The 15,262-nt window shown below is 67.4% G+C and carries 14 protein-coding genes; 2 read left to right on the top strand and 12 right to left on the bottom strand.

Going from position 1 to position 15,262, the window contains the following annotated elements; all coding sequences use genetic code 11:
* Window positions 1-98 precede the first annotated feature (98 nt).
* Together AB0H76_RS20425 and AB0H76_RS20430 are read right to left on the bottom strand one after the other, a co-directional pair.
* Window positions 99-1,172 carry a hypothetical protein gene (locus AB0H76_RS20425; protein WP_357325919.1) on the bottom strand — a complete coding sequence of 358 codons (1,074 nt, stop codon included), beginning with the start codon at window positions 1,170-1,172 and terminating at the stop codon, window positions 99-101.
* Window positions 1,173-1,423: 251 nt separating this feature from the next.
* Window positions 1,424-2,251, bottom strand: coding sequence for a hypothetical protein (locus AB0H76_RS20430; protein WP_357325922.1), 828 nt, complete (start codon window positions 2,249-2,251; stop codon window positions 1,424-1,426).
* Between the two features lie 165 nt (window positions 2,252-2,416).
* On the opposite strand from AB0H76_RS20430, the gene AB0H76_RS20435 reads away from it, so the two are divergent.
* Complete coding sequence (locus AB0H76_RS20435; protein WP_357325925.1) at window positions 2,417-2,635, top strand: hypothetical protein; 219 nt, start codon at window positions 2,417-2,419, stop codon at window positions 2,633-2,635.
* Between the two features lie 71 nt (window positions 2,636-2,706).
* Here AB0H76_RS20435 and ligD read toward each other — a convergent pair whose 3' ends face one another.
* The 10 genes from ligD to AB0H76_RS20485 all read right to left on the bottom strand — a co-directional run bounded on the left by ligD (window position 2,707) and on the right by AB0H76_RS20485 (window position 13,245).
* Window positions 2,707-3,645, bottom strand: coding sequence for a non-homologous end-joining DNA ligase (gene ligD, locus AB0H76_RS20440; RefSeq protein WP_357325928.1), 939 nt, complete (start codon window positions 3,643-3,645; stop codon window positions 2,707-2,709).
* 120 nt (window positions 3,646-3,765) lie between these two features.
* On the bottom strand, window positions 3,766-3,927 hold the full coding sequence (locus AB0H76_RS20445; protein ID WP_357325931.1) for a DUF6374 family protein: 162 nt from the start codon (window positions 3,925-3,927) through the stop codon (window positions 3,766-3,768).
* 115 nt (window positions 3,928-4,042) lie between these two features.
* Complete coding sequence (locus AB0H76_RS20450; RefSeq protein ID WP_357325934.1) at window positions 4,043-5,146, bottom strand: tetratricopeptide repeat protein; 1,104 nt, start codon at window positions 5,144-5,146, stop codon at window positions 4,043-4,045.
* Window positions 5,127-7,001 carry a serine protease gene (locus tag AB0H76_RS20455; RefSeq protein ID WP_357325937.1) on the bottom strand — a complete coding sequence of 625 codons (1,875 nt, stop codon included), beginning with the start codon at window positions 6,999-7,001 and terminating at the stop codon, window positions 5,127-5,129. The genes AB0H76_RS20450 and AB0H76_RS20455 overlap by 20 nt, the downstream gene beginning before the upstream one ends.
* Complete coding sequence (locus AB0H76_RS20460) at window positions 6,998-7,342, bottom strand: CU044_2847 family protein (protein ID WP_357325939.1); 345 nt, start codon at window positions 7,340-7,342, stop codon at window positions 6,998-7,000. The genes AB0H76_RS20455 and AB0H76_RS20460 overlap by 4 nt, the downstream gene beginning before the upstream one ends.
* Window positions 7,343-7,858: 516 nt before the next feature.
* Window positions 7,859-8,698, bottom strand: a complete 840-nt coding sequence (locus tag AB0H76_RS20465; RefSeq protein ID WP_357325942.1) for an SMP-30/gluconolactonase/LRE family protein — start codon at window positions 8,696-8,698, stop codon at window positions 7,859-7,861.
* Window positions 8,699-8,706: 8 nt separating this feature from the next.
* A complete protein-coding gene (locus AB0H76_RS20470; protein ID WP_357325945.1) occupies window positions 8,707-9,714 on the bottom strand; it encodes an ABC transporter permease in 1,008 nt (335 codons plus the stop codon).
* On the bottom strand, window positions 9,711-10,694 hold the full coding sequence (locus AB0H76_RS20475; RefSeq protein WP_357325948.1) for an ABC transporter permease: 984 nt from the start codon (window positions 10,692-10,694) through the stop codon (window positions 9,711-9,713). Before AB0H76_RS20475 ends, AB0H76_RS20470 begins: the two co-directional genes overlap by 4 nt.
* Window positions 10,691-12,244, bottom strand: a complete 1,554-nt coding sequence (locus tag AB0H76_RS20480; protein ID WP_357325951.1) for a sugar ABC transporter ATP-binding protein — start codon at window positions 12,242-12,244, stop codon at window positions 10,691-10,693. Before AB0H76_RS20480 ends, AB0H76_RS20475 begins: the two co-directional genes overlap by 4 nt.
* Window positions 12,229-13,245: a sugar ABC transporter substrate-binding protein gene (locus AB0H76_RS20485; RefSeq protein ID WP_357325954.1), complete on the bottom strand. Its 1,017-nt coding sequence runs from the start codon at window positions 13,243-13,245 to the stop codon at window positions 12,229-12,231. The genes AB0H76_RS20480 and AB0H76_RS20485 overlap by 16 nt, the downstream gene beginning before the upstream one ends.
* Window positions 13,246-13,404: 159 nt before the next feature.
* Between AB0H76_RS20485 and AB0H76_RS20490 the strand changes: the two genes are divergently transcribed.
* On the top strand, window positions 13,405-15,171 hold the full coding sequence (locus tag AB0H76_RS20490; protein ID WP_357325956.1) for a helix-turn-helix domain-containing protein: 1,767 nt from the start codon (window positions 13,405-13,407) through the stop codon (window positions 15,169-15,171).
* Window positions 15,172-15,262 lie beyond the last annotated feature (91 nt).

Genomic DNA, 15,262 nt, shown 5'->3' on the forward strand with positions numbered 1-15,262 from the left:
TGCAAAGCCTGAATCGCTCGCGCGGGCACCTGAACCGGATCGAGCCCCGGCATGAGCGGCTGCCCGCAGCTCGCTGTATCAACGCACGCAGTTAATGATCAGTACAGCGTCGAAAGTAGTTCATTGTAGCGGGCATCCACATCGGCCGCGTACTTGGCCGCATGCTCCATGGTCTTGCCCAGCAGCATCGGGTCTTTGTTCAAGACCAGGGCAGCGAGTTTGCCGGCGACTTCGGATACCGCCTGGGCGTAGCACACGATCCGAACGACATCGCCGGGATCGAGATCCAGGACGTTCTGCACCCTTGCTTCTGGCGTGATCGGCGGCAGTTCCTGGGCGGCCCGCGCGAAGTCTCCCGCGGGTTTGATGAACAGGTCGGACTCGAGACTGATGCTCAGGTCATCGCCGACCAGGAAGGGGCGGAAAGTCCCGCCGGGGTCGATGCAGCCGTAGAACGGATTGTTGAACAGCACCGCGTCCAGGCAGCCCGCACCGCCTGGGACATGTCCGGTATCGGCGAGGTAGTACGTCTTCGCCGGGGTCGGCACCAGGACGTATTCGGTCTCGAACAGGCTGATCGCCCGGTACAGCGCTGGTGCTGCCGTGATACCCCTGGCCGGAAGGGTGGTGAGATCGATCCGGCACAGATACGGCGTCCGGTTGATGATGTTGAGCACCTTCTTGTCGCCGCCCGCCGAGGCCGCGACCCCGAGCAGGGCGCCGATGTTGCGGCAGAACGACGAGGTGCGTACCCGGGGATCGGTCTTCATGTTGCCGCCGCTGTGCTCGCCGATCAATTGGATTATCGTCGCGAAACCGGTGTTGGCGGTGATCGAGACCAATTCTGTCGACGGCAGACTGGTGAAACGCCAGATATAGGGATGCTCGGGGTCCCAATCGAAAGCCGTGAAGTGGTTCAGCTTTTTATCGCGGACGGTGACCGACCAATCCTTGTGCGGCGACCACTGCGCCTTGATGCTCGGTTCCGCCAGCGCGGAGCGGACCGTCGTGGACCCCAGCCACTGCATATGTGCCCCGGCCTCCGGGGTCGTGGGCGCCTGTTCGACCGCTCTGGCTTGGCTTGCAGGGGCATCGGTTTGGGTATGTGTCGCTCCTGTTCCCGCGCTGCGCGAGGTCGCCGAGATCATTGTGAACTTGCCCTTGACCGTCACGCGTGCTTTCCGCGGCTGAGCACCGGGCACTTCTTCTTTGCTTGTCATGAGATTCCTTGGCCCGAAAGCGAATAGACCGACCTCGAGTCTATCGCCGGACGTCGCCCGGGAAATCCGGAAATGTATATGAGGACCGAACGGTTTCGCCGACTTCGATCCGGTAGCGCCGCGCGCACCACGGTCTGCGAAGCAACCCTGCCCCGGTCCGATTCAGACGATCACAAGCGGACCGAATCCCGCGGTCCGGGGCCTCACGCCGGAAGCGCGCGCCCGGCCAGCCATAGCTGTTCGAAGTACCCGATCGCGCCGTGGACGAAGGCGGGTTCCTCGATACGGAATCCACTGAGCTGCTGGGTGGTTCCGGTCGTGAACGCAAGGAAGGCAACGGTGTCGTCGAAGATCGCGAAGTTGACCCCGTCGGCGGATAGGGGCCAGTCGATGAGGTGTATGCGATGGTTCGGTTGATCGGCGGTCGCGTCCGCCAACTCGCGCGCCCACTGCCGCATTTCCTCGTTGGGTGTGGCGATGACCCGGCGCACTGATCGGCGACCGGGTCCGGACGCCCACGCGACGACCTCCTCGAAATATGCGCCGGCGACCCGGCTGGTGCGCTCGTCGGTGAAGCCGAGAAAATAGGAGGGCGGTCGTAATCTGATGTAGCTGGTCATGATTCGGTACCGCGCACGGCGAATCTCGGCCAGCATCGCGGCGTAGAAATCGGCGCCAGTGACCGGGGTCAAGCTCGCAGGCGGGAGAGTCGGCGGCCGACTGTAGTCGGCGGCGTTCGTGGCGCGCGCGAGGTCGGCGTGGGTCCACAGACGCTTCCACTGCACCAGATCGCCGTCGCAGGCTTGGACGAATCCTTTGGTCTGTTCCCAGGACGGGAATCGGTGGCCGTTGAGGATGGCCGAGACCGTGGCGTTGCTGGCGTTGATGGTCGCTGCGAGAATCCGATACTTCGGCCGGCCCGCGCTGCGATGCAGGTCGCGCAGCGCCAGCGCGAAGTTGTCGGTCGGCAGACGTGGATCGAGTGGGCGGCGAGCGGGTGGCACCTGAGCCTCCTGGTGGGTGACGCCCATTCAGTATCCGTGGTTGCCCGTTGCGATCCGTCGTTGTTCGCTCCGGTGGCGAGTAGGTCCGGATCCGCAGTGTTCGAATCCGGTCGCTACCGAACGCCGCGGCGTCGCGGGAGCATCTGAGGACAGGGCTTGTCCCGATCCACAGTTCCAAAGGATGTGACTCGAATGCGCAGCAGCACAACAAGTTCCGATGGCGATCCCCGCCGTTCGGCATTCGACGCGAGGCCCGCCGCCTGGCAAGGTCTGGCCGCTCTGGTCGCGGTGGCCGATGCGAATGTCCAGGCGTGGTTGATCGGTGCCGGGATCGCCGCCTGCTGCGTGCTGGCGCGCATCCTGGTTGCCGGTGTTCGGCGGTCGCTCGAGGCTCGGCGCGAATCGGCATGAGGTCAGATCAATACGCCGGCCCGCCAACTGGAGAAACGTCCCGAACAAAGTCCGATCCAGTGTTGGTTTGCCTACGCCAACAATGGCACCTTGACCGCGCCAGGATCTTTGTCAGCACGCAAGCCCCGCCAGCTCGGATGCCGCAACCCCTCGCCGGTGAACTCTCGGTACTCGACCTCACCGACCACTTCCGGGCGCACCCAGGTCACGACACCGCCGCCGCGGCCGTTCGGTCCGAGGTCGAACGGCGGCACCGGTTCGATGAGGATTTCCAGGCGTGCGCGCAGCTGGCGGCGCGCGGCCAGCGTGAATCCGGTGCCCACGTTCCCGATGTAGACCAGACGCCCGTCCGGTGTGTGCGCGCCGAGCACCAGCGAGCCGAAGGTCTGCGACATCATCCCGGCACCCGGAGTCCAGCCGGCCACGATCACCTCGGCCGTGCGCCGCAGCGCGGTCTTGACCCACGACGGAGAGCGCCGCCCCGGATAGTAGGCCGACTCGACCTGCTTGGACACAATCCCCTCGAGATGATGCTCGGCGGCCAGGGCGAGCATCCGTTCGGCCTCCACCCCGAGCCAGTGCGGCGGCACGCTCACCAGCCCGCCACCCAGGTTCAGGTCCTCGAGGATCTCGCGGCGGGTGAGGTAGGGCAACCCCGCCACGTCGTGGTCGTCGATCGAGAGTATGTCGAAGCCGTACCACTGCACCGGCACCGAAGAGATCAACCCCGCATCGGGTCGCACATGCAGGCGACGTTGCAGCAAACCGAAAGAGGGCGCGCCAGAGGGTACTTGCGCGAGGACTTCGCCGTCCAGGATCAGCTTGCGGCCGCGGGCGGCCATAGCGATAGCGGCAGCCAGCTCAGGGAAGGAGGTGGTGAATTCACGGCGGTTTCGACTGAACAGGCGGCAGTTCTGGCCATCGGTGATCGCGAGCGCGCGGGCGCCGTCCCATTTCATCTCGATCGCCCACCTGGCGGTGTCCGGTGGCCGTCCCGCGACGGCCAGCATCGGTGCCGGCGCTGATATCACACAGTCAGCATATTCACAGCTACCTTTTTTGTCGTGCGCGCCGGGCCGCAGGCCATGCACACGGGATAGCCCACCACAGGCGCGTCCCCGGGCAGCCCTTCAGTCAGGACTGCCGTAGACGCGCAGCGCGTAGGCGATCTTGCGGGCCGCGTTCTCCAACTGCGCCGCATTCAGGTGTTTCCCGAAGGCCGCCGCGTCGAGCAGTTGAGCGCGAACCTGCTCCAGACTTCGGCGTGCGTCATCCGTGGCTACCTCGACCATGGGCAGACGATACAACCACCCCTCGAACCTATGTTCGAGGGGTGGTTACTGGATCCGCGCCCCTCCCCTGGCTTCCCAGGACGTCCCGCCGCGCGGGCGACCTCGAAATCTAGGTCTATTTCTCGGCGCCGAGCGAGCGGAGTTGTTGCCGAATCGAGCTCACGGCTTGGTTGTTCTCGCCCAGAGCGCGAGTCGCGGCCGCCTCCAGATCTCCGAGTCGCGCCGCCGCCGAAGTGTCTCCCGCCCGCGCGTTCCAGTATTCCAGACCACCCCTGCACATGAAGGTCAGCGGATTGTCCGTGCCGAAGACGTCGTCGAACACCGGGACCAGTTGGGTCAGCTCGGTGCGTGCACCGTCGACGTCACCCGAATTGCCTTGAATTCTCGTGAGATTCAGCCGGGTGATCAGGGGTGCCATGTGACGTTCGCCGTGCACTTGGCGCAGCCGGGGCAGCAGCTTCCTGAACTCCGCGACCGCCCTGTCGGTCTGACCGTCCACCTCGTACCAAGCGGCAAGGTTGTTCCAGAATGCCAGGGTGGTCGGGTGCAGGTCGCCGAGAACTTCTCGACTGTCATCGACCGCGATCTTGCCATCCCGGATCGCACCTGCCAGATCACCCTGTCGGTACCGCCACATCGCGAGATTGCCCCGGGTGGTACGCAGATCGGGGTGGTCTGGTTCGAGGACACGGATTCGAGACTCCAGCACATCGACGAATCCCTCGACCGCGGCGCCGGCATCACCGTCGTATTCGGCACGCCAGAAAACGAAGTCGGCTTTGGTGGTCAGCGTCTCGGGATCTGCCTCGCCCAGATCACGGATCCGCTGAGCGAGTACCGCTTCGAGCTCGGCGACCGCCGCGGCAAGATTGGCCGCACCGCCTTGCCTACCACGCGAGATAGCAAGCTGATGGCGGGTGCGTAGCGTCTCCGGCGCCAGCGCACCGAGCACGCTCTCGCGTCCTTCCCGCACACTGCTGAGCACCTGCGTCGCGTCCAGGAAACGCCCGGCCGCCAAGTGGGCGCTGCCCAGATCGTGTTTGGCGGTGAGTGTGTCGGGATCACGGCCGCCGAGCATCTTTTCGGCGCACCGGACGAGATCTTCGCCGATATCGGTCGCGCGCACCAGTTCACCGTGCTCGGTCAACAGCCGCACGCTGTTCGACCGCAACACCACTGCCCGACGACGTTCCGCGTGCTCAGTCATCTCGTCGGTCACCAGGCTTGTCGGTTGAGCCGTCCTCGTCGTCGCGTTCCTCGATCGCGGTCGACCAAAAGGCCTCGATATTGTCCACCAGACGGTGGGTGGTGTCGCGATCGAGCCCACCGTGCCGACCGTGCGCGCCTAGATAGCGTTCCAGCAGGTCCGCCGCCGATCGGCGGGCGGTGTCACCACGGCCGGCGGCCTCAGCGCGGTCGCGGATCACTCGGCCCGTCAGCCGGTGCATGATCACGTCCTCACCCGAGCGAGACCAGGTCAGCGTGGATCGGTCGACGCAGGCCTGCAAACCGTCCTCGACTGCCAGATCGTCGGCGGCCGACAGGTCCCGCGCCGCGCCGACGAGCAGGTCACGACGCACACCGTCCGGCGACAGGTAAGCGATGGTCTCGAGAAGTCGAGCCGAGAAGCCACTGGGATCCGCGGCCTCGATACTCTCCACGGCCATGAGCAGCGCTGTCGCGGTCGGGTGCGGGTAGCCAGCACCGGGCAGGCGCGGCAGTACGCGTTTGAGTGGATATTTGTCGAACCGTTTCAGGTACTCCCGAAGATCGATTGCACTCGACCGCACTGTCGCGGCAGCAGAGGCCAATGCCAGGGCCAGATCACCGACGCGGTCGGCGATCAGATCGGCGTGCAGGCGGTCGCGGCACCCGGTGCGATCGATCAGAAAGTCGATTGATTGTTGACGGGTGAAGGTGCCGACCTCGACCCGCTCCCCAATGTTCGTGAAATTCTGGTCGGTGCTGGTGATGACGACGTCGACCAGATGAGACGTGGGCAGCCACCGGCGCACCTCGTCCGGATCTGTCGCGTTGTCGAATACCAGCAGCGTGCGGCGCTGTGCACGGGCCAGGTGCTCGCCGAGCCGCAGCGCCGATTCATATGAATCGCCGTGCGGGTCTGCGCACTCGCAGCGTTCGGCCACCGCGGCGAGCCCTAGGACCAGGTCTCCTGGGCTCTCGGCCGGTATCCAGCCCACCAGGTCGTACTGCGTGGCCTCGCGCGCATACGCCGCGGCGCAGTGCGTCTTTCCGACCCCGCGCATCCCGGTCAGCGCAGCACACATCACCGCGACCCGAGACGAATCCAGCATGGCCGCCAATTTGCCGAGAATTTCGGCGCGCTCGACGAACCCGCCCATCGGCGGTGCCGGGATGATGCCGACCTCGAGCCGCGGCGGTCTTTCCTCGGACGCCGGACTTCGAACAACTTCGAACTTGACGAATTTGGATAGCAGGGGCTCGAGATCCTCGACGCGTGCGACGAAGACGCTGTCGCGCCCCCACCCGTCCGCGGCGTTGTAGCGTGCCGAAACTATGCCGACGATGTAGCCATCGGCCCTGCGGCGGACCGGGCCGCCGCTCATCCCCCGCATCACTGACCGGGATTCCAACCGTCCCAGCCGGACCTGATCATCGCGCATCGTCCCGCCCGACCAGGTACCGGGCGCATCGAGGTACCGGTAATCGTGGCGAGGGTCGGGCACGGCGGATACCCCGGTGATCACTGTCTCGGTTCGCACCCCGACGAAATCGGTCGCACCCCATCCCGGCACCGAATCCGACAGGACCACTGGAGAAGTGAGCACCGCCAGGTCATGAACCTCGTCGAACTCGACGACTACGGCTTCGAACGCCGGCATCCCCCCGGACAACGCATCGACCCGTACCGTCGCGGTCTTATATCCCGCGGCGACCTCGTGCAGCACGTGCGCTGCCGTCACCAGAATCCCAGGTGCTGCCTGGAAGCACGTTCCCGCGGGCGCGCCGGTGGTGTACAGGATTCGCCCCAGGTACCCCGGCACTCGCTGATCCGGCTGCTGAGGGGACGAGGCAGTGTCCGGGCCGGTCATTGCTGGGCGTCTACAGCGTGTGCTTCGTAGACGAGCTTGACCTTCAGGGTGGCGTCGGCGGACCCGCTGGCCACGATCACGTTGCCCTTCAACGAGAACCCGAGCCCGAACTCCATTTCCACCCGATCCGGTCGCGTAGCCGCACCCAACTGCTGGATCGTGTGTGCGGTGGAGGTCGCCGCCGCGACGATTACCTCACGAGCACGTTCGAGCGCGTCCACAACTCCCCTCGACGGCCCGCCCGCCGCGGTGGGTTCCGAGCCGACGACTGTCGCCCTCACCGTTTCCACCAGCACGTCGACGTCGCCGAATCGCATCTCCACGACTGCACCATCGGCCATGAATGAAACCCCCTTCTCGCAATCCCGTAAACTGGACTGGCGCAACCACTTACCAGGCTGATGCACCGACGGCCACCGTACACAGGTCGGTCCGCGCCGGCACCGACATCGTCGAAAATGGCCTGACCGCGCGGGAGGAGATCGCGCCTCAGCTCGCTGCGGCCTGAAAGCTGCTTCATTGCAATGCCATTGGTACTCGTGCGGGCAATATCGGAGATGACCATGACCGGTTCAAGTCCGGTGAGCCTCCGACCCGAGCAGCTCAGCCCGGCGAGCCGCTCGGATATCAACGGAGCCACAGAAATTGCGCGCCGAGGACCGTAGGTCGACCAGGCGTTCCAAACGATCGAATGGCTGCCGGTGGGTGACTGACCACCACGATTTCACCGCCCGGGCCGATGCTCACCAGGTTGGCTCGCGCGGGCTTCGCCTTCGCCGATCGCGGCATCCCGCTGCCGACGGCAGGCGCCGGCCGAACGCGGCTGGGAGCGCTAGGTCGGCTCAGACCTTCGCGCCTCAGGCCGGAATCTCGACCTCGACAGCCTCGACCCGCCCCATACGCGAGGTGGTTTCGGGCGGCTGCCAGCTGTTGGAGGTGAGCAGGAACAGTGTCTGCCCGTCGGGTCCACCGAGCACGCAGTCCGTGGCGCACCGCCCCGGAACCTCGATCGTGTCGGTGATGCGGCCACCCGCCTCGACGCGCAGGAATTGCCCGGTGGCGATGGAGGACACCCACACTCCGGCTGCGGCGTCGACGCAGATGCCGTCGGGGGTGGAGCCCGGGGGCAGTTCGGCCCAGACCCGCTTGTGGGTGAGAGCTCCGTGGTCGTCGACGTCGAACGCTGTCAGCCGCGCGGCCCAGGTCTCGGCCACCACGAGCGTCGAGGTACCGGGGAGCAGGACCGAACCGTTCGGGAAGACCATGTCCTTTTCCAGCAGGGTCGCGCTGCCCTCGGGGTCGACGCCGAAGATCGGTCCGGGCCGCTGAGGCGCGTCGGCGTACAGGTCGTAGCCGAACCCGCCGACGAACGTCCGCCCCGACTCGTCGGTGACGAGGTCGTTGATGGGCGCGGAGGTCAGTGCCGACAAGTCCGCGAAGTCGCTCAACGTGCCCGACACATCGAGACGTCGCACAACGCGGTCGAGCATGCAGCTGATCAACAGTGAGCCGTCGGGCAGCCAGCCCAAGCCCGACGGCTGGTCGTCGACGACTACGACCTCCTGCAACGTCCGGCCGATAGGGTCGGAGCGGAACACCTGTCCGGTGTGCATGTCGGAGAACCAGAGATGGCCCTCGCGCCAGCGGGCTCCCTCGGGGAAGCGCAGGTCGGAGAAGATCACAGATAGTTCAGCCACAGCGGTTCCTAGGTCTCGGTGGTCGCGGGGACGTGGATGTCCGGAGATGCCAGACGGGTGCGCAGCGCCACCACCGTGTCTCGCAGGTCCGGAGCGTCGACGACGACGATGACGGCGAGCAGGCCTGCGTAGAACAGTTGGGCGAGGTGGCCCGGCAGGGCCGCCACGGTGACGATGGAGCTCAGCAGGCAGACGGCCGCGATCCCGCCGAGCAGGCCCAGCGGTGTCCCGCGCCCGCCGGCGAGGGAGACCCCGCCGAGCAACGCCGCGGCGGCGGCCAGGATCAACGGCTGTACCCCGGGATCGGGGTTGGCCGAGGCGAGACTGAAGCTGAGCAGCGAGCCCCCGAGCGCCGCGAGCACTCCGGAGGCCACGAACGTTCCGACCAGCAGCCACTCGACACGCACGCCGGCGACCCGGCTCGCGCGCCGATCGCCGCCGATGGCGCGCAGTTCGCGCCCCCATCGGGTACAGCCCAGCACCACGGCCGCCAGCACGAACAGGGCGAGAGTAATGAGGCTGCGCGGGGAGAAGATCTGCAGCACCGGCTCATCGACCCACAGCGTGACCTCGATGTTGGCGTAGGTTTTGGTCAGCCCGCCCGATAAGGCACTGGTCAAGCCCAGGAGGGCGATGTAGGTCGCGAGCGTGACCGGCATCGATGGGATCTGCAGACCGGCGATGATGACGCCCTGCACCAGCCCGATGACCGCGCCCGCCGCCACGGCCACGAGGACGCCGTGGAGCCAGTGCTGCTGGCCGGCCTGCACCGCCAGCATGCCACCCAGGGCGTAGATGCCCACGACCGAAAGGTCGAACTCCCCGACGATCATCGTGAGCCCGAGGGCCAGGGCGAGCAGGCCGAGCCGCGCGAATATCTGCAGAGTGTTGTACACGTCGAAGACGGCCGGCCCCGAGTCCGTGTAGGTCGGGATCGCCAGGAACGCGACCGCGGTGAGCGCGAACGCCGTGGCGGGCAGCAACGCTTCGGGTCGTTTCAGACGTGCGAGGTTCATGAGCGCCGTCCTCTCGCTCGCAGGTAGACCAGTACGACGACCGCCAAGACGATGAGTCCTTTCACCAATACCTGCACACCGGTGGAATAGCCGCGCAACAGCAAGATGTCGGAGACCGCCGAGATGAGCACCGCCCCGGCCAAAGTATGCAGCGCCGAGCCCCGACCACCGGAGATCGGCGTGCCCCCGGCCAAGACGGCGGCGATCGCATCGAAGGTCAGGGTGCCTCCGAGGTTGACGTTGGCCGCGGTGTTGAAGGAAGCGGTGAAAGCCGCGGTCACGGCGAACAGCGCTCCCGCTACCAGCCACGCCACGGTCGTGGTGGGCCCGACCGGCAGGCCCGCGGCGCGAGCAGCCGGACGATTCTCCCCGACCAGGTAGAGCGTGCGCCCGAAGGCGCTCCGCCGCAGCACCCATTCGACGAGCAGGGCCAGCGCCACGAGGACGAACACGCACAGCGGGACGCCCGCCGGGGTGGCGTTGAGCAGGTCGTAGCCCGTGCCGGACGGATCTACCGACTCTCCCCCGCTGATGCCCACGGCCAGGCCCGCGATGGCGAAGCCGGCGGCGATGGTCAGCACCACCGGGTTGGCGCCCGCGTAGCCCACGACAGCACCTTGAACACCGGTCAGCAGCGAGCCCACCACGACGGCGAGCACCAAGGCCGGCACCAGTCCCAGGGATTGCGCGGCCAGGAACACCATGCCGGCCGCTGCCACGGTCTGCGAGACCGCCAGCGAGACCGCCGCGCCACCGATCATGATCAGCGTCAGCCCCAGCGCGGCGATGCCCACCAGGCTCGCCGAAGTGAGAATCGCCTTGGTGTTGGCCACCGTCAGGAAGCGCTCGGTCCGCAGACCGACGACCACGACGGCCACGACCGCCGCCACGACGAGAACGTCGGTGACGAGCTCGCTGATCGAACGCTGCCGGCGCCGCGGCCCAGGTTCTCCCCGCAACGGAGTCGATATGGCGGTCATGATTGGGCCACCGGGCCGCTCGCGCCACCGTGGGTCATCTCGCGCAGCAGGACCGCGCCTGCGGTGGTGCTCTCGTGGCGCGCCACGACGACCCCCTTGTGCATGGTCACGACAACGTCGGCGAGATCGAGCAGCTCCTCGAGCTCGGTCGAGCTGAACAGCACCGTCATCCCGGCGTCCGCGGCGTCGCGAATCAAGGCGTGGATGGCCGCGCGGCCACCGACGTCCACCCCGCGAGTCGGCTCGTCGAGCAGCAGCACGCGCACGTCCTCGCGCCCCAGGCAGCGGCCTACGAAGACTTTCTGCTGGTTGCCCCCGCTCAGCGAGCGCACGGGGTGTCCGGCTCGGTGGCGGTCGAGGCCGCAGAGCTCCACCAGCGACCCCAGCGCCGAGGTCCACCGACGCCGGCTGACCAGCCCCGCGCGGGTGATCGACGGTAGCCGTGTGGCCAGCAGGTTCCAGCTGATCGGCTGGTCGAGGAACAGGCCCTCGGCCTTGCGGTCATTGGACACGAACGCGATGCCGGCGCGGACCGAGGCCCCGGGACTCGCGAGGCGCAGGGGGGTCCCGTCGAGAACAACCCGTGCCCTCGCCTCGGGTACGAGCCCGGCCAGAGTGCGCAGCACCTCGGAGGCACCCGAGCCGAGCTGCCCGGCCACCGCGTACACCCGTCCGGGCCGCAGGGACAGACCGAATTCGTGCACCCGGCCGGGGACCTGCAGTCCCGACACCGCCAGGACGACCTCGTCGCTGACCTCCTCGGCGGTCCGCTTCTGCGGATGCTGGGGAGCATCGCCGAGCATGTCGTGGATCAGGGAGTCGACGGTGAACTCCGCGGCGGGCCGGGTCACTACGACCTCGCCATCGCGCATCACCGTGACCTGGTCACACAGCGCCAGCACCTCGCCGAGCCGGTGCGAGACGAACAGCACCGCACGCCCGGCCTCGGCCACCTTGCGCACCGAGGCGTAGACATAGGCACTCTCGACGTCGCTGAGCGTTGCGGTCGGCTCGTCGAGGATGATCAGGCGGGCGTCCTGTCCGAGAGCGCGGGCGATCTCGACGAGCTGCCGCTCACCGATGCCCAGCTGCGCCAACGGTTGGTCGAGGCCGACGTGTTCGAGCCCGACGCTGTCGAGCAGCGTCCGGAATCGGGACGCACTGGCGCGTCGATGATTGACCCACCGAGTCCGGCGATCCCCGAGCATGAGATTCTCCGCGACCGTCAAAGCGGTGACGACACTGAGCTCCTGATCGACCAAGGCCACGCCCTGGCGCTGGGCCACCTGCCGGCTGCGCAGCTCCAGGGACTGCGCACCGAGATGGATGGTGCCCGAGTCCGGGCGCTGCTGCCCGGAGAGCATCTTCACCACGGTGCTCTTGCCCGCTCCGTTGTGGCCGCACAGAGCGTGGATCTCCCCGGCAGCGATGCCGAATGACGCGGACCGCACCGCGCGGGTGCCGCCATAGCTCTTGGCCAGGCCCTGCACCCGCACCAGGGGCGCGGGGCCGGCCTGCGCGGCCGGCTCGACCATCACGCGTTGCTGCACTGGGACTCCAGCAGCGCGAGGTTGGCCTTGGTGACACGCTGCTCTTTGACACTTTCCTTCGCGGGCGGGTTCTGCCCCCTGAAGTAGCGCAGTACGTAATCGGCGGTCTGACCGGCGATCGTGCCGGGGTCCTCGGTCGCGGTGCCGTAGAGCGTGCCGGCCTTGATGGCCTCGATACCGGCCTTGAAGCAGTTGCTACTGGTGACGATCAGGCCGTCCTTGCCCCCGAGAGCGCAACCGGCCTGCTTGGCCGCGGCGATGATTGCCAGCGCCGTGTAGTCGGCCATCCCGTAGGCGCCTTGCACCCCCGAGCAGCCGTACTTGGCGAACAGCTGCGTGGCGATCTTGCCGGTCAGCGCGGGATCCCAATTCCCGTCCTGGACATCGATCACCTTGTAGGCAGGGTATTTGGCCATCTCCTGCGTGAAAGCCTGCATGCGGTCCTGCGCGACGAAGCCCGAGGCGGTGCCGGTGATTACGAAAACCGCGCCGGAGTCTTTACCTTGGGCCTGCAATCCCTCCACCAGGTTCGTGGCCGCGGCGGTCCCGAGCGCGGCGTTGTCGGAAAGCACCTGGAGCACGTCGGCTTCGTTGGCCGGGTCGGGACGGCCGTCGAAGACGAGCACCGGAATCCGTGCCTGCTTGGCCTTCTTGATCGGGACCACCATGGCCGAGGTGTCCAGCAGCGCGGTCACGATCATGTCCGGCTTGCCGGCCACGGCCTGGTTGAAGTTCGTCACGGCCGTGCCGGGGTCCATCGAGGTGAGATCGCGAACGTTCACCCCTTGGCCAGTGAGCCGGCCGATGAAGATCTGGTTGAAGTACGCGCCCCAGGGGTTTTCCTTGCCGTAGCCGACGAACGCGACGGTCTTCCCTTTCGCGGTCCCGACGGCTCCCGAGCTATCCGCCTGCGGGGAGCCGCTGCCGCACCCGGCGGCCAGACCGAGGCTCGCCAGCACGGCGATGAGCTTGAGTAGGTGCGCGAACCGGAAGGTGGGCATGTGAACTCCTGAGCCGTAAGACACCATCTGTGGCGTGTGCCACATGCGGTGCTTAGAACATAGGTGGCCGAATCGGCGGCGAAGAGGGATGATTCCTCCACCATCCAGACGGCAAGGTGTCGGTAGTTCCCACCTTTCGAGGGAAGAGCGGACATCACGATGAATCGGGAGCACCACATCGAAAGCCCCGACCTCACCTCCTACCGGCTGCGCCGCGAACGAGAGCTGAGCTCGCTCTACGCCACCGCTCGCTCGCTGACGGCCCTGGGAGAGGTCGACCAGGTTCTCGCCTCGATCGTGCGAGCGGCCCACGAGCTGATCGGGACCGACTTCACCTACCTGTCGCTGGTCGGACCCGATGGCGGGCTCACCGTGACCGCATCCCAGGGCACCATCTCCCCGAGCTTCGCCACCGCCAGCATGCCCGCCGGGTCCGGCGTCGGCGGGCGGGTCATCGCGACCGGGGCACCGGCATGGGTCAGCAATTACCTGCAGACTCGCGACGTGCGGCACGACCAGGGCTTCGACGACCTCGTCCTGCCCGAGGGAATGGTGGCACTGCTGGGGGTGCCGCTGCTGGTCGGCGAAGAGGTCATCGGGGTACTCTTCGCGGCCGACCGCACCGAGCGACCCTTCGCGCACGACGAGGTGGCCCTGCTCAGCGCCTTCGCCGACCACGCGGCCCTCGCCCTCGACAACGCCCGCCTCTACGACGAGTCGCGCTCGGCTCTCGAGCAGCTACGAGCGGCCTATCGAACGATCGAGCAACAGGTCGAGGTGATGGAGCGCGCACAAGCCGCCCACGAATCCCTGGCTCACCTGGTGCTCACCGGCGGTGGCGCGGCCGAGGTCGCCGGGCTGCTCGTCGAGCACCTGCACGGTGCGGTCACCGTCTTCGACCGGACCGGCACCGTCGTCGCGCGGTGCCATCACGACGCAGTGGGTCATCCGACCGAGCGCGCCTTCCCCGATGCGGTCGAGCAGGCCCGCCGGTCCGGCCGCTGGGCGACCACGACCGACAGCACGGGCCTGTGGCACAGCGCCGCGGCGATCCAGGCAGGGGATTCCCACCTGGGCGCGCTGCTACTGACTCGGTCGGACCGGCCGAGCGCTCTCGACGTCCGCACACTCGAACGGGCAGCGCAGATCACGGGGCTGCTCTTCCTCAAGGAGACCGCCGTCGCGGCGGCCGAGGAGCGCGTCAGCGGAGAGCTACTGACCGAGCTTCTGGTGTCGGCGACCCCGCTGGGCGCCACCCAGCGCGCCCGCGCCCAGGTCCGTGGCATCGACATCGCCGCGCTCGAGGTGCTGCTGGTAGCCGAGTGCTCGGCCAGAACCTCAGCCGAGGTCGGCCGTCGGCTGCACGCCCTCTCGGGCGAGTGGGGAGGGCTGGCCGGCGAGCACCTCGGCCGGGCGACCTTGCTCGCCGGGGGCACCGAGGCGGGTGAGCTGGCAAGGGCGGTGCACGCGCGCCTGCGACGCGAGCTGGGCACTGAAGTGCGCGTGGTAGCCGAGCGGGTCACCCACCACGGTTGGGGTCGCGCGTTCGACCTCGCAAGCCGCTGCTGTGCCCTGATGGCGTCGCTGGGGGTGAACGACGCGGGTGCAACGACCGACCAGTACGGCATGTTCGCCCTGCTCTTCGACCCCGACCGCTCGCGCGACCTCGACCGTTTCCTCACCGACTCGATCCAGCCCCTGCTCGACCACGACCAACGCCGCGCGACCCAGCTCGTGGCCACCCTGACGGCGTACTTCCACCACGGCACCAACCTGACCCGCACAGCGGGCGCCCTGCACGTGCACGTCAACACCCTGCTCAAACGCCTCGACCGCGTGGAGTCCATCCTCGGGACCGGCTGGGACTCCCCCGACCGCGCCCTGCAGCTGCAGGTCGCCCTGCGGCTGCACGCTCTGCGCAGCTGACCGGATCCGGATAAGAGCTCAGACGACCTGCCCAGAGTGCCATCGCAGAAGCACTCCGCGTGCCCGGGAACCAGGGTCGCGGCGACGCCCG

It is taken from the genome of Nocardia sp. NPDC050712, assembly GCF_040654295.1.
Classification (GTDB): domain Bacteria; phylum Actinomycetota; class Actinomycetes; order Mycobacteriales; family Mycobacteriaceae; genus Nocardia.